The sequence below is a fragment of the Shewanella hafniensis genome (assembly GCF_019655335.1).
Classification (GTDB): domain Bacteria; phylum Pseudomonadota; class Gammaproteobacteria; order Enterobacterales; family Shewanellaceae; genus Shewanella; species Shewanella hafniensis.
The window spans coordinates 12550-28386 of sequence record NZ_BPFD01000020.1; the positions used below are offsets into that span (position 1 = coordinate 12550).

The 15837-nt window shown below is 47.4% G+C and carries 10 protein-coding genes and 2 pseudogenes; 9 read left to right on the plus strand and 3 right to left on the minus strand.

Annotation, left to right across the window (positions count from 1 at the left end):
* Positions 1-194: 194 nt before the first annotated feature.
* Both K5Q99_RS08235 and K5Q99_RS08240 read right to left on the minus strand, forming a co-directional pair.
* Positions 195-1980: pseudogene (locus K5Q99_RS08235) on the minus strand (sensor domain-containing diguanylate cyclase).
* A 45-nt stretch (positions 1981-2025) separates the two neighbouring features.
* Positions 2026-3054, minus strand: coding sequence for an ABC transporter substrate-binding protein (locus K5Q99_RS08240; RefSeq protein WP_220776574.1), 1029 nt, complete (start codon positions 3052-3054; stop codon positions 2026-2028).
* An 881-nt stretch (positions 3055-3935) separates the two neighbouring features.
* Between K5Q99_RS08240 and K5Q99_RS08245 the strand changes: the two genes are divergently transcribed.
* The 5 genes from K5Q99_RS08245 (at position 3936) to yihG (K5Q99_RS08265) (ending at position 9542) form a co-directional block, all read left to right on the plus strand.
* Complete coding sequence (locus K5Q99_RS08245; RefSeq protein WP_107946303.1) at positions 3936-4658, plus strand: HipA family kinase; 723 nt, start codon at positions 3936-3938, stop codon at positions 4656-4658.
* Positions 4642-5487, plus strand: coding sequence for a DUF3037 domain-containing protein (locus K5Q99_RS08250; RefSeq protein WP_234420987.1), 846 nt, complete (start codon positions 4642-4644; stop codon positions 5485-5487). The genes K5Q99_RS08245 and K5Q99_RS08250 overlap by 17 nt, the downstream gene beginning before the upstream one ends.
* A gap of 564 nt (positions 5488-6051) precedes the next feature.
* Complete coding sequence (locus K5Q99_RS08255) at positions 6052-7578, plus strand: YifB family Mg chelatase-like AAA ATPase (RefSeq protein ID WP_220776575.1); 1527 nt, start codon at positions 6052-6054, stop codon at positions 7576-7578.
* A 109-nt stretch (positions 7579-7687) separates the two neighbouring features.
* Positions 7688-8590, plus strand: a complete 903-nt coding sequence (gene yihG / locus K5Q99_RS08260) for a 1-acylglycerol-3-phosphate O-acyltransferase, YihG family (protein ID WP_220776576.1) — start codon at positions 7688-7690, stop codon at positions 8588-8590.
* 7 nt (positions 8591-8597) lie between these two features.
* The gene (gene yihG / locus K5Q99_RS08265; RefSeq protein ID WP_107946299.1) at positions 8598-9542 is read left to right on the plus strand and encodes a 1-acylglycerol-3-phosphate O-acyltransferase, YihG family; all 945 of its coding nucleotides are present in this window, start codon (positions 8598-8600) and stop codon (positions 9540-9542) included.
* Positions 9543-9549: 7 nt separating this feature from the next.
* On the opposite strand, the pseudogene K5Q99_RS08270 reads toward yihG (K5Q99_RS08265), so the two are convergent.
* Positions 9550-9846, minus strand: a pseudogene (locus K5Q99_RS08270) (2-thiouracil desulfurase family protein); the annotation flags it as partial.
* A gap of 365 nt (positions 9847-10211) precedes the next feature.
* Between K5Q99_RS08270 and K5Q99_RS08275 the strand changes: the two are divergent.
* The 4 genes from K5Q99_RS08275 (at position 10212) to acnD (ending at position 15817) form a co-directional block, all read left to right on the plus strand.
* Entirely contained in the window at positions 10212-10979 is a 768-nt protein-coding gene (locus K5Q99_RS08275) for a GntR family transcriptional regulator (RefSeq protein WP_220776577.1), read from the plus strand.
* A gap of 51 nt (positions 10980-11030) precedes the next feature.
* On the plus strand, positions 11031-11909 hold the full coding sequence (prpB, locus tag K5Q99_RS08280) for a methylisocitrate lyase (RefSeq protein WP_220776578.1): 879 nt from the start codon (positions 11031-11033) through the stop codon (positions 11907-11909).
* 96 nt (positions 11910-12005) lie between these two features.
* Positions 12006-13133, plus strand: a complete 1128-nt coding sequence (gene prpC / locus K5Q99_RS08285; RefSeq protein WP_220591338.1) for a bifunctional 2-methylcitrate synthase/citrate synthase — start codon at positions 12006-12008, stop codon at positions 13131-13133.
* A gap of 80 nt (positions 13134-13213) precedes the next feature.
* On the plus strand, positions 13214-15817 hold the full coding sequence (gene acnD / locus K5Q99_RS08290; RefSeq protein WP_220776579.1) for a Fe/S-dependent 2-methylisocitrate dehydratase AcnD: 2604 nt from the start codon (positions 13214-13216) through the stop codon (positions 15815-15817).
* Positions 15818-15837: the final 20 nt, after the last annotated feature.

Below are 15837 nucleotides of genomic sequence, written 5' to 3' on the forward strand. Positions count from 1 at the left end.
TAAATATCGCCGGATGGCTAAATGACGAACGCTGATGACCTAAACATTACTTAAGCATGGAGATAGGACAATTTGAGGCTTAATCCCAATTATTAAGCGCAGAGAGCACCTAATGATGGAGCAATACTCAACTGATGCCGAGCAACAAAAGACTGCAATAGGTATAGGTACAAGGCTGACTTGCCCCTATGCCATTAAATCACTTCAACTTCGACCCTATTACGCCCTTTATCCTTAGCGCGATAGAGACAAACATCGGCACGGCGTAACACGTCGGGCATCTTAAGTCCCGAGACCTTATCTAATGGCAAAAACACGCTGCCAATACTAATCGTTACCACAGCCAACGGCGATGCTTGATGGGGAATACTGAGTTGTTCGACGAGATAACACAGCTGCGTGGCAATGGCCGTTAACTGCGCAGGTGAGACGAGCTCAACGACTAAGGCAAACTCTTCGCCCCCGATGCGCGCTAACAAAGCATTGTGCGGCAAAATATCGCACTGCGCTAAGGCATCCGCCACGCGTTTAAGCACTACATCGCCTTCGAGATGACCGTATGTGTCGTTGTAGGATTTGAAATAATCGACGTCCAACATAAACAGTCCCGCAGGGATATCCGCCTGTAGTACGGTTTCTAATCTTTCGGTGAAGGGGCGTCTATTGGCTAAACCCGTTAACTCATCGGTTTCGGCCATTTCTTTCAATTGAGTATTAGCAGAAACCAGCGCTTGTTGCAGCACTATCATCTGCCGCTCTTTTTTGCTCGCGCAGCAGTAACTCGTTCAATGCGGAGGCAAACTGAGTCAGCATATTCTTTTTCTGGGCGTTCCAATTCAAGGGCCGCGACACAGTCGACAGCGAGAGCAATCCCAATAACTCCCCAGCATTTTTAATCGCAAAGGCGGCAATCGAACATATCCCCACGGATTTCATTACCTCATATTCCTGTGGTGAGAAGTCCTTTAACGCCTCAAGATCCTCAATCACTAAGGTCGATTCTGTCTCGAGTTTTTTAGCAAGCTGAGTAATGTTGTCCACCGAAATCCCTTGGACCTTGTTAGCATGTAACTCGCTGGTCCAAAAACTGCGGTAATAAGCATGCTGTTGATGAAATTCGAGAATGCTCACCCTTTCAACATCAAATAACTGACCGATTTTGTGGCACACCTCAGCTAAGGTTTTGTCCACATTGCAGGTGTCGATACTCAAAAATTGCAACGAAATCTCCGCCAACAGCTGATTCGATTGCGACTGCCAGTCCAGTTCTTTGGTCCGCTCTTTCACTAAGTCCGACAATAAATGCTGCTGTTGCTGTAACGCACGTTGATGGCGCTTATTGATAGCGAGGTCATTGCGTATCCTTTGGTACATGTCCTTAAGCGACAATGCCACATGAGCAATCTCGTCAGGACTGGCGGTCACTGTTTCGGGAACAGACAACTTTTTTAACGATTTTAGATTGATTTTATTAGTAAAATCTTCCAATGCCGACAGTCTATCTGTCACCATGAGTCGCACTAAGGTCAAGATCAAATAGATCATCAGCAGGGTCTTTAAACCATTGCCGAGTACGATAAAAATCAACTGCCGCCACAGCTCGTAGTAAAGCTGGTTGGTGTCTAAGCCTACGGTTAAGGTTGCGATCAGCTGATCTTGATAAGTCACAGGATAATGAAACAGGGTTTGCGACTCGTCGTCGGTTAACAGCGGTTTTCCCAGCTGCATAGTGACGCCGTCGATACTGTCTAAATGCACACTCGACACTAACGGCATCATCCCTAAACCAGAGAGCAAATCAGATAGCAGGCTACGGTCGACGTCCCACAGCGACTTCGCCACGCTCGGCAGAATAGATTCTGAATACTCGCGGATATCCGACGTGGCATTGTCGATACTATCCTGATAGTTCCAAATCAACTGCACCAGCATAGTTAACACAGCAAAAAATGAGCTCACCCCGATAATGGTCAGCGTCATCTTATGACTAATAGAATGATTTCGATGCTTCATGTACACCCGTTATTACGCCTTGAAGAGCAACTTATTCAAAATCTGAGACTGGAAAATCTGCGGCCAATCCCGAGCAACTAACATTTGATAAAATGCCGAATCAGGCAGTAAAACGCCGAACAAGGTGACATTGTCATAGGGAATATAGTGCTTATGCTGCTGATAATATTGCAACTCGACCAAAGCTAACGCGCCAGCCATAAAGTGCCCGCCACCAATAATGCTCACCGCGTGTTGGCGACAAAGCTGTAAAATCTCAGGTGACGTATTGATCGTATTGACAAATACATCTTTACCCGAGACTAAGCCTTTTTCCTTCAATGCTTTAAGCACTCCAATTGCCATACGATCACTGGCGGTCCAAATCACGTTTAGATCGGGATAACGGTTCAGCAGAGTGAGCGCTTGACCATAAGCTACTGCGTCACTCCATTGGCCATAAACCGTTTGAGTCAGAGTGGCATTGGGCTGCATAAAGAAATAATCGCTGGCACCTTGGGTACGAAGTACTGAAGCAGGCGTCGACTTATCGCCCGAAATCAACAGAACTTTAGCCGCCTTTCCTTCTAAATCGTCCATTAAGGCCTTAGCGGTCGCCGAACCAATAGCGTAATTATCGGGAATAATGGCGGGTAACAGATATTCTTGCCAATGGGGATCTTGCAGCAAGGCATCACGCTCGCCAGGGGAAATATCATTTAAAATCAATTGCACATAGACAGGGTGAGGATAAAGCGCCTGCAACATTTTTATCGCGGATTGTTTTTCATTAACCAGAATAACGTAATTAGGTAACGCCTTTGCAGAAGCTAACAACTCATCGAGTTGGGTTATCATCTTGAAGTGATTGCGATCGGAATGAATGATATCGAGTTTAATATCGAGTGTCGTCGATGCCGCCAACATCAATTGGTCGACGTCCCCCCAAAAACTGTCATCGACAGCCCCTGGATTAAAGAAAACCACATCGAGTTTTGCCCAAGCCGCCCCACCAAAACCCGCAGTACAGATAAACACACACGCTAACATCCACGAACGCATAGGCGAGTTCTCCTCGACCATGTTCCCTCAAATGTCATCCTTCACAAGAGGTCACTTTATTATTATCGATTCACAACCTTGTTACCGCATCGCCGCCCAAAATGTTGCTAAAATCGGCAGCAGATGTTTCGATTAAACCACAAAATGATACAAAGTATACTTTATATGCTGACTATTTATTCCGACACCCTGTCGGTATAGGGGGGGTCGAGTGGCTCAGTAGCAGAATGTTTATGAGTCATTGCAGACTGTCTTATAGGCCAGTCTGACGACTTAACCACTGAGAAAATGACTGGGATTTAAACGTTCTAAAAGGGTAAGTTGTTGGTTCGTCATTAAGAGTCACAAGGTATACGAGTTCACTCTAGCCGTTAATCCGGCCTAACGGCCGAGGTGAATCAAGGTCGTGGGGGGAAACCATGATTTTCAGTTATAGAGTCGACCAAATGAGACTACTCACCCAATCTCATTGAATGAGCCCCTCAAGACGTCACAAACTGAATTGAAATCCTTTGCTCAATGAGCAAATTCACATTGTTATTCCAGTGACTCGCCATTAACTCGTCCCTGAGGGCTCGACGACGGCATCCATGCCGTCAACGGTCACTTACATACCAATGTTAATTAGCTAGCTTCGGTGTGACTTTCCTAGTTCTGGGACATTCTCTAGTTTAGTATTATTGGTCAATATACTTGCCTAGGCTTCCTTATTATTACTCGACCAAATAACACTAAGCACCGAACTCATCGCCTGACTTCACTTCAACTTCACTTAAGGAGTCTGTCCATAGATCCATTAATCATTGATTTAAGACTCATAAAGCCGCAATACTGAACAAAGAAGCGCATATTTGCGATTATTGTTATTTCTGGAAAACCTAATGATTGAACTCATCAGCATCATTCGGCAAATGAAGCAGGGCGTTACAGGACCGTTTCTATGTGAAGCGAATAATGGACAAAAATACGTCGTCAAAGGAGCAAAGGCGACAAAATCTGGTCTCGTTAAAGAGTGGATATGCGCCCATTTGTGTCGAGGTTTCGGCTTACCAATTCCTGACTTCCAACTCATTTATGTGGATCAATTGCTGGTAGAGTATGGCTATGAAGATCTTGGCTCAGGCATTTGTTTTGCCTCAGAATATATAGAGAACATTCAGGAAGTAACCTTCTCTCAACAAATCAAAATGAGCGAACAACTTTTGCGAGATCTCTTTGTTTTTGATTATTGGATCAAAAATGAGGATAGAAGTTTATCTCCTTTAGGCGGGAATCCTAATCTGTTTATTCACCCAAAAACAGAAGTGATTTATGTTCTCGATCATAATTTATCTTTTGACCTAGACTTCAATTTGGATAGGTTCAAACAGGGTCATATAGGCACTTCTTGTTGGGATAAAGGTCAAAATTTTTTTGACAAGCAGTTTTATGAGGGTAAGTTCAGTAACTCAATAGCTACACTTGGAATCGCAATCAATAGCTTGCCAGAAGAGTGGCTTGAATTGTTTGATCTTCATAGAATTGAACAACAAATCACAGTAGTATTAGAAAAATATAAATATGCAGACTTTTGGGAGGGCATACATCGTGAGCAATTTATGTAAATACGCAATTATCCGCTTTACGCCTTACTCTGAAACACAAGAGTTTGCGAACGTCGGCATACTGATGTTTGCACCCAAATTAGGGTTCGTTGATTTCAAGTTGGCGCCAACTCGATTTGCAAGGGTTACAGATTTTTTTGATGACGTTGACGGTGGCCTATATAGTTGCGCAGTTAAAAATTTCGAGAACGAATTAGATAGAGTTCGTGACTTAGGCAAAGGAATGTATGGAAAGAAATTAGTTGATTTCATACAAGAAGTCACTCGCTACCGTGAGGGTGTGATGACGTTCGGCGAGACAAGCTCTATGCTATGCGACAACCCAGCCGTTGAATTAGAATTGCTTTTTAATCGGTATATTGGAAGAAGCTTTGCGACTAAAGAATATCGAGAGAATCAAATGGTCAAAGCGTTACGAAATGAACTTAAGGCACACGTTGATAATGTCAGGTTTAAGCAGAGAACACTGATTGCTGATTATGTTCCAGTCAACATGCCATTAGTTGCCATGGTTGGCGGTTTAATAAAAATTATTAAGCCGATCGCTTTTGATCAATCTAAACCTTTAGGCCTCATTGAACACGGTGAGCAGTGGATAAGTAGAGTGAAAAGGCTGATTCAAGCAGAAGAAGTTAAGCCTCAACACATGATGTTTGCATTTGAGAGTCCCACTGCTAAAGACAATAATATTATTCGAGCCTTTAAAGAAGTATCAAATGAAATGTGCGCTCTTGGGGTGAATGTAACCCCATTTGAGAACAGGGAAAGAATTTTTAAGTTTGCTTCTGACCTTCATCAAGATGAGCCTTTCGAACTCATACACAGTTAGAAAAAGCCAGCGTAATCGCTGGCTTTTTCTTATTCAAATTTATGACAGTCACTCTTTTCTGCTCAAATCCATAACTGCTGAGTTCACCATCCCCTCGGAGTTGACGCAGGACGAATAGATAAATTGCGTGAGTCCAGCCATGGATAGATGGCTAGCTTCCGCAGGTGTAGGGGCGAATGAAAGTCAGTGATTTTCGCGTTTATGAGCGAGAGTTAAGGATTGCCGAACTGGAGTGATTTACATGGATGTAAAGTGAGGACTTCAGAATCAATAGCACATTTGGCAATGAGCACAAGGGGCTTTCAACTTCGTTGGGGGCGTCATGGAGAATCCAAGGAATGTAGGACGAGCAGTCCTTCTTGGTCGACTCTTGATTAAAAAATTAGGGGGGCGAAGCCCCACAACTTTAACTTTAATCAAAACGAACACCCGAACTTAAAACTTAACCTCAAAAGCCCACCGTTTGGTGCAACCAAACGGTAATCCCCATCGATGGCGAAGCCATAATCCCATTTACTGCTACACTCAAATTCTGTGCGAAATGAACAACAAAAGGATTTGTTTATGGCGATTGCCTGCGTCAATACCCGAGCCAGTTGTGGGGTCGAAGCGCCCCAAGTCACAGTTGAAGTGCATCTCAGCAACGGCTTACCAGCATTTAATCTGGTGGGATTACCCGAAGCGTCGGTAAAAGAAGCTCGCGAGCGGGTGCGCAGCGCGCTGATCAATGCGGGATTCGAGTTTCCAATGCGGCGGATAACCGTTAACCTCGCGCCAGCAGATTTACCTAAACAAGGTGGCCGCTACGACTTACCCATAGCCGTAGGCATATTGGCCGCATCAGAACAAATCCCCCTTAATAGCCTAAAAAATCTCGAGTTTGTCGGTGAACTGGCATTGTCTGGACACATACGTTATTGCCAAGGATTATTACCGGCGATTATCGCCGCAAAGCGCCAAGACCATACCTTGATATTGCCGCTGGATAATCGCCACGATGCCGAGTTAGTCGGCTATCCCAATGTGTTGTTTGGCTCGCACCTGCAGAGTCTGGCCGCTTATTTACAGGGACAAAACCAACTGCCGACGTTAGCGCCACAATTAGAATGGATAAGCCAAGAGACGCCCGAGTCCCATACTTGCCTGAGCGATGTGATTGGCCAATATCAGGCCAAGCAAGCACTCGAAATTGCCGCGGCGGGAAACCATAACCTCTTGATGCTTGGCCCGCCGGGTACTGGCAAGACCATGCTTGCCAGCCGCATGATGGCGCTATTGCCCGCGCTTAATTATGAGGAAGCGTTAGAAGTGGCGGCAATTCATTCCGTTGCTGGACTCGACATTAAACCGCAGCATTTTTTACAGCGACCATTTAGGGCGCCGCACCACACGAGTTCTTCGATTTCCCTCGTGGGTGGTGGCAGTATTCCCAAACCCGGTGAAATTTCCCTCGCCCATCGCGGTGTATTATTCTTGGATGAAGTGGCTGAATTTCCGCGTAAAGTCTTAGATTGCCTGCGCGAACCGATGGAAACCGGCGAAGTAGTGATTTCCCGCGCCGCCGCTAAACTGACATTTTTGAGTCGATTCCAATTAATCGCAGCGATGAATCCTAGCCCGAGTGGCGACTTGGATAGCCATCATAGATCCAGCCCTGAACAAATCCAACGTTACCTTTCACGGCTTTCAGGTCCGTTTCTCGATCGTTTCGACTTGACCATAGAAGTGCCCAAACTCCCCGCGGGCACCTTAACTCAAGCCGCGCCGCAAACAGAGACCAGCCAAGATATCGCCAAACGAGTGAAGCGCGCGCGTGAGCTACAGCTTGCCCGTGCTGGTGTGCTCAATAGTGAACTCACAGGGAAACAATTGAAACGCTTTAGCGGACTCAGTGACGCTGATTTAGTGTTTTTGGAGCAAAGCGTGGTAAAGCTTGGCCTCTCGGTTCGCAGTTTTCATCGTATACAAAGAGTTGCGCGTACGATTGCCGATCTGGAACAAGTGCCTAACACAGAACGCCGCCATATTGCCCAAGCACTGGGTTATCGCGCTATGGATAGATTACTCGCCCGCTTATCCCAGCAATATTAAGTTTGCCCGGGAATAAATGTTAACAAATGCACCGGCCAGCAGTGCCTAAGATTGAGCCAAACGCCGACACCGAGTAACATAGGCCTCCAATTTTTGTCAGGGGGCTCGGATGGGAACGCTGTTTTCACAGATAAAAGGCTGTATCGCATTTTTAGGCTACGTTATAAATACCGTCTTTTGGACTATCCCAATCCTGTTGGTCAGTTTTATAAAACTGATACCTATCAGTTCGTTAAGGACTGCAACTAGCCATGTACTCGATTTTTGTGCCAGCGCTTGGATCAGTGTTAATGGCGTAATTGAACGCTGCTTACATCCCGTTAAAATTGAACTGAGTGGTGACACCGACTTTTCCACTAAAGAGTGGTACATGGTGATTGCCAACCACCAGTCTTGGGTCGATATCCTGATCCTGCAGCGGATTTTTAATCGAAAAATCCCTTTCTTGAAGTTTTTCCTCAAGCAAGAACTGATTTTTGTGCCGATTTTAGGCCTAGCTTGGTGGGCGCTCGATTTTCCGTTTATGCGCCGTTATAGCACGGCACAGCTACGTAAAAACCCTAAGCTAAAGGGCAAAGACATTGAAATTACACGTAAAGCCTGTGCTAAGTTCAAAGCTAAACCAGTAAGTGTGATGAACTTTGTCGAAGGCACGCGCTTCAGCAAAGCTAAACATCAAAAGCAGAGCTCACAGTTCCAACATTTGTTAAAACCCAAAGCGGGCGGCATGGCCTTCGCGCTATCGGCCATGGGTGAACAGATCCACAAGTTAGTCGATGTCTCCATTTACTACCCAGACACAGTGCCAAGCTATTGGGACTACCTGACAGGCAAGTTACCAAGCGTTAAAGTACACATCAAGGTTTCTGATATTGATCCTGCGATGCGTGGCGATTATATGAATGACCGCGATTTTAAAATTAGCTTTCAAGAACAGTTGAATCAAATCTGGCTCGCTAAGGATCAAGTGTTAAGCCAACTCGCTAGCCAAGCGGATAAGGAAAAAAGGTAACCCCATTATGTTGAATTTCTTGCCCGGGCCAGTGTTGTTTATAATCAGTTTGAGTCTACTGATTATTAATACCTTAGTGTGGAGTTCGCTTATCAGTCTTGGCGGATTAGTGAAAATCGTAATGCCTACGCAAGGTACACGTAATGCGGTGTCCACCGTCATGAATCGTTTTATGTGGGCGTGGGCCTGCTGCAACGGTGGCATTCTATATTTGATCGCTAAAATTGAGTGGGATGTCGAAGGCCTAGAAGGACTCGATAAAAACAGCTGGTACTTGCTGATCAGCAACCACCTCAGTGGCTTCGATATCGCCGCGCAAACTTACGTGTTACGTAACCACATCCCTATGCTGAAGTTCTTCCTCAAAAGAGAACTCGCCTATGTGCCGATTATGGGACTGGGTTGTTGGGCGCTGGATATGCCATTTATGAACAGAACCAGCCCTGCAAAACTCAAGAAGAATCCAAAGCTTAAGGGCAAAGATTTAGCGACCACACGCCGCGCCTGCGAAAAATTTAAAAATATGCCTACGTCAATCATTAACTATGTTGAAGGCAGCCGGTTTACCCGTGATAAACATCAACGCCAAAACTCGCCTTATCAACATTTGTTACGTCCTAAAGCAGGTGGAATCGCTTTTACCCTATCGGCCATGGGTGAGCAATTTACTAACCTGCTGGATATGACAATTGTCTACCCAGATGCGCCTGACGATATTCTGTTTGGGGTGATGAACGGCAAGGTCAGCAAGATTATTGTGCGGATCAACGCCCTGCCCGTACCTCAAGTCGATCCAACGCGTTATTTCTCTGAGTCTGAGTATCGCGTCGAGTTCCAACGCTGGTTAAACCAAGTGTGGGCGGAAAAAGATCAACAAATTCATGCGTTACTGCAAACAAATCAAAATGTCGCGGATAGCGCCACCAGCACTAATCACACTCAAGCAAGCTAGCTCGTCTCTAGCTTTGCTCTAGTTCAGCAACGCATGTCGCTGCAGCGGATAACTCCAATTCATTGAATACGGTTATTCCTGCGGCGCTGAGTTTTTCAGCCGTTAATCCTTGCCCCGCAATTAACTGTTTTTCAAATTGACCATCGTAAATCTGCCTATTACCACAGGATGGACTGCGGGCTTTTAAAATCGCCACTTTAATCCCGTGTTGCTGCGCCAGCTTAAGCGCGAGATCGGCTCCTAGACTAAAAGCGTGGGTCACATCCTCACCTTGGGCAGTTAAGATGCGCAGTCCAATCCGCTTGCCCGAGTAAACAACTGCTCACTAACACTTTTTCCTCTGTCATCCCCAAATGTCTCATTCCGCCCATAGCATAACGCGAAGGATAAACATGCCAAATGTATTTGGACGATTTTCCCCAAACCATCAACATCCGCAACGAAGTCGGAAAATGAAAACCACATCATTGTTGACAATTTAATATTTAAAATGCGTAATTAAAAATATTAAAATCGACAACCTAAAAATAAAACAATTTAAATCAATAATTTAAATAATATCAATCTACAATGTAGACTTACGTCTAAGTAAACACATTGTTGACAATCCACCAAGGGAGGGCTATTTTTTACCCATTGTCGACAATCCTATTAATAGTGATGCGCTCTATGTTGAAGCAAGACACGACGTTCGTTTCTGATGACACTCAAGTTCCCCACCTGCATAAGGTCAAATCGACCTCGGCAGATAAAACGTCGACCACACTCGCCGATCAAATTTTGGTGCAGATCCAAACCAGCATCATCAAAGGCGAACTGCCTGCGGGCAGTAAAATTAACGAGCAAGCGCTGGCCGAAAAATACGGCATCAGCCGCGGCCCAACCCGCGAAGCCCTGCAAACCTTAGAAAGACAACGCTTAGTGGTGCGCGCCCCCCATGTTGGCGCCCGCGTCGCACAACTGACAGTGAGCGAACTTAACGACTTATATCAACTGCGTAGCGTACTCGAAGGCATGGCCTGCGAACTGGCCGCCAGCCGCATCACGCCTGAGCAACTCGAAAAACTGCAAAACCTGCTGGCGGTACAAGAAGCGGCGCTCGCCAAGGGAGATACTTACTTCCAAGAGGAAGGCGATGTCGATTTTCACTACCAAATTATTCAAGCCAGCGGTAACAAGCATCTGCAGGAAACCTTAGTCGGCGGCCTGTACCACCTGCTACGTATGTATCGCTACCAGTGCACTAATAAAAATCGCCCCGTGAAAGCCATTGCCGAACACAGACTCATAGTCGAAGCCATTGCCCAGCGCGATGGTGAGTTGGCCAGTTTGCTGATGCGCCGCCATATCGAACAGGGGCGTAAAAATACCGAATTACGCTTAATTGAATTGCAAGCCAATGCAGCCGCAAAAGAAACCTTAGCCAACATTAGCTAAGTTCTTACGGCTCAATATGCCCACTTCCCATAAATGGAAAAGGATAAGACCATGACCCAAAGCGCAGGATTACGTTTTCGCCAAGCTCTTGCTAAGGCTAAACCGTTACAAATCGTTGGCACCACCAATGCCTATTTTGCCTTGATGGCAGAGCAAACTGGCTTCCAAGCCTTGTATCTTTCGGGCGCTGGCGTTGCCAATGCTTCCTACGGTTTGCCTGACTTAGGTATGACCTCAATGAACGACGTGCTGATCGATGCCGGTCGTATCACCTCAGCCACACAAGTGCCTTTATTGGTAGATATCGATACTGGCTGGGGCGGCGCATTCAACATTGCTCGTACCATCAAAGAATTCGAAAAAATCGGCGTCGCCGCAGTGCACATGGAAGACCAAGTGTCGCAAAAGCGTTGCGGCCACAGACCTAACAAAGCGGTCGTGAGCATTGAAGAAATGGTGGATCGCATTAAAGCGGCCGTCGATGCCCGTACCGATCCTAACTTTGTGATCATGGCGCGTACCGATGCGGTTGCCGTTGAAGGCTTAGAAGCCGGTATCGAACGCGCAAAAGCCTATATCGCCGCCGGTGCCGACATGATCTTCGCCGAAGCCTTAACTGAGCTAGACCAATATCGCCACTTTAAAGCCCAAGTCAAAGCACCAATTTTGGCCAACATGACCGAATTTGGTCAAACCCAATTGTTCAATAAAGAAGAACTCGCCGAGGCGGGTGCCGACATGGTGCTTTATCCACTCGGCACTTTCCGTGCAGCCAACCAAGCGGCGCTAAATGTGATGCAAGCCTTAATGAACGACGGCCACCAGCGCAACGTGTTAGATACCATGCAAACCCGCGCCGATTTATATAAGTACCTAGGCTACCATGAGTTTGAAAACAAATTAGATCAACTGTTTAGCCAAGATAAATAACCGACAAGCTGCCGCCCTACATCAGCAGCCTTAACCAATAAACGCCAGTGCTCGGCGCTGGCAATAATCAAATAGCGTTAACGGAAGGATTACATTATGTCAGAAGGTAAAAAGTTAAGCGGCGCAGGACTACGTGGCCAAAGCGCAGGCGAAACCGCATTAAGCACAGTGGGCGTGTCAGGTTCGGGCCTCACGTACCGCGGTTATGATGTGAAAGATCTCGGTGAAAACGCCACCTTCGAAGAAGTCGCCTATCTCATTCTTTACGGCGAGTTGCCCACTCAAGCCCAGCTTGATGCCTACAAAACCAAACTCAAAGGTCTTCGCGGTCTGCCACAAGCCTTAAAAGAAGTGTTAGAGCGCATTCCTGCAGACACTCATCCTATGGATGTGATGCGTACTGGTTGCTCTATGCTGGGCAATTTAGAAGCCGAGCACAACTTTAGCGAACAGAGTGAAATCACCGATCGCCTATTAGCCGCCTTCCCATCAATCATCTGTTACTGGTATCGCTTTAGTCACGACGGTGTGCGTATCGACACTGAAACCGATGACGACCAAATTGGCGCCCACTTCCTGCATTTATTACACGGTAAAGCGCCGTCTGAACTGCATGCAAAAGTGATGGACGTATCCTTGATTCTTTATGCAGAACATGAATTTAACGCATCAACCTTTACCGCTCGCGTCTGTGCTTCCACCCTGTCAGACATGCATTCATGCGTCACTGGTGCCATTGGTTCACTGCGCGGCCCGCTGCATGGCGGCGCAAACGAAGCGGCGATGGAACTCATTCAAGACATGAAAGATGAAGCCGATGCCCGCGACATCTTAATGGGTAAGCTGGAGCGTAAAGATAAAATCATGGGCTTCGGCCATGCGATTTACCGCGACAGCGATCCACGTAATGCCATCATCAAAGAATGGTCAGAAAAACTAGCGGCAGCCAACGGTGACGACCGCCTATATCGCGTATCGGTCGCCTGTGAAGCTCTGATGTGGGAACAGAAAAAGCTCTTCTGTAATGCAGATTTTTTCCACGCCAGCGCGTACCACTATATGGACATTCCGACTAAATTGTTTACGCCTATCTTCGTGTGTTCACGGGTAACAGGCTGGGCGGCGCACGTGATGGAGCAACGCTCTAACAACCGCATCATCCGCCCGAGTGCCGATTATGTGGGCGTGGCACCGCGCAAAGTGGTACCGATTGCCAACCGTTAAGCAAAACTGACCCCAATTGGCGCGAGATTTCACTCAACGTGATGCTCGCGCCAACTTCATTTTCCGAAATGGATGATGTTATGAGCACTGTTATGAACACCCAATATCGCAAGCCCTTACCAGGCACCAAACTCGATTACTTCGATACCCGCGAAGCCGTGGAAGCCATTGCGCCAGGCAGCTACGCCAAGCTGCCTTATACCTCGCGCGTTTTAGCTGAAAACTTAGTCCGCCGCTGCGATCCGGCCGTTTTGACCGACTCGCTAAAACAGATTATCGAGTCTAAGCAAGAACTCGATTTCCCTTGGTTTCCTGCCCGAGTGGTGTGCCACGATATTTTGGGGCAAACCGCCTTAGTTGACCTTGCGGGTCTGCGTGATGCGATTGCGGCGAAAGGGGGCGACCCAGCTAAAGTGAACCCAGTGGTGCCAACTCAATTAATTGTCGATCACTCACTCGCCGTCGAATTTGGCGGTTTCGATAAAGACGCCTTTGCTAAAAACCGCGCCATCGAAGACAGACGCAACGAAGACAGATTCCACTTTATTGATTGGACGCAAAAAGCCTTTAAGAATATCGATGTTATCCCTCAGGGTAATGGCATCATGCACCAAATTAACTTAGAGCGTATGTCACCTGTAGTGCATGCGCGCGATGGTGTTGCCTTTCCCGATACCTTAGTCGGCACCGACAGCCACACACCACACGTTGATGCACTGGGCGTTATCGCCATTGGTGTCGGCGGACTAGAAGCCGAAAGTGTCATGCTGGGCCGCGCCTCTTACATGCGCCTACCAGACATTATCGGTGTCGAGCTCACGGGCAGGCTGCAAGCTGGCATTACAGCGACCGATATCGTACTGGCGTTGACCGAATTTTTACGCGCACAAAAAGTGGTGTCTTCTTACTTAGAGTTCTTCGGCGAAGGCGCCGCGGCGCTGACACTCGGCGATCGCGCCACCATTTCGAACATGACGCCTGAATTTGGCGCCACAGCCGCCATGTTCTATATCGATCAACAAACGCTGGATTATTTGACCTTAACCGGCCGCGAAGCCGAGCAAGTCAAACTGGTTGAAACCTATGCAAAAACTGCAGGTTTGTGGAGCGACGACTTAAAACAGGCCGAATATCCACGGGTACTGCATTTTGATTTATCTTCGGTGGTGCGCACCATTGCAGGACCATCAAACCCACATGCACGGGTGCCAACATCAGAATTGGCTCAGCGAGGCATTAGCGGTGTGGTCGAAAACGAACCAGGCTTAATGCCAGATGGCGCTGTGATTATCGCCGCCATCACTAGCTGTACCAACACCAGCAACCCACGCAACGTAATTGCCGCAGGTCTGATTGCCCGTAACGCTAACGCCAAAGGCTTGAGCCGCAAACCTTGGGTCAAAACCTCACTCGCCCCTGGATCTAAAGCGGTGCAACTCTATTTAGAAGAGGCCAATTTATTACCTGAGCTTGAGCAACTTGGCTTTGGGATCGTCGGCTTTGCCTGTACTACCTGTAACGGCATGAGCGGCGCACTGGATCCTGTTATTCAAAAAGAAGTCATCGACCGCGACTTGTACGCCACTGCCGTATTATCCGGTAACCGAAACTTCGATGGCCGTATTCATCCCTATGCTAAACAAGCCTTCTTAGCATCGCCGCCATTGGTGGTGGCCTATGCGATTGCTGGCACCATACGTTTCGATATCGAAAAGGATGTGCTGGGAGTAGATAAAGACGGTAACCCAGTCAAACTTATCGACATTTGGCCATCGGATGAAGAAATCGATGCCGTGATTGCTAAAAGCGTTAAACCTGAGCAGTTCCGCAAAGTGTACGAACCCATGTTCGATTTAGCCGTCGATTATGGCGAGCAAATAAGCCCGCTGTACGATTGGCGAGCGCAGTCGACTTATATTCGCCGCCCTCCTTATTGGGAAGGCGCGTTGGCGGGTGAACGTACATTAAAAGGCATGCGACCACTGGCGGTGCTGGGTGACAACATCACCACAGACCATTTATCGCCATCGAACGCCATTATGATGGACAGCGCCGCAGGCGAATATCTGCACAAGATGGGCTTGCCAGAAGAAGACTTTAACTCTTATGCCACCCATCGCGGCGATCACTTAACCGCCCAACGCGCGACTTTTGCCAACCCTAAGCTTAAAAACGAGATGGCGCTGGTTGACGGCAAAGTACAGCAAGGCTCCCTTGCCCGTATCGAACCCGAAGGCCAAGTGACCCGTATGTGGGAAGCGATTGAAACCTATATGGAACGTAAGCAGCCGCTGATCATCATAGCGGGCGCTGACTACGGCCAAGGATCGTCCCGTGACTGGGCCGCCAAAGGCGTACGTTTAGCGGGCGTTGAGGCCATTGTTGCCGAAGGTTTCGAGCGTATTCATCGCACTAACTTAGTGGGTATGGGCGTGTTGCCGCTGGAATTTAAAGCGGGCGACAATCGTGCAACTTATGCCATAGACGGCACCGAAGTGTTCGATGTGCTCGGCACGCCAGCGCCACGAGCGGATTTGACTGTCGTTATCAGCCGTAAAAATGGTGAGCGCATCGAAGTGCCAGTCACCTGTCGTCTCGATACCGCCGAAGAAGTCTCGATCTACGAGGCGGGCGGCGTATTGCAGCGTTTTGCTCAGGACTTTTTAGAGTCGAATCTGAAGTAAAACTCGCTTTCAACAGGTGG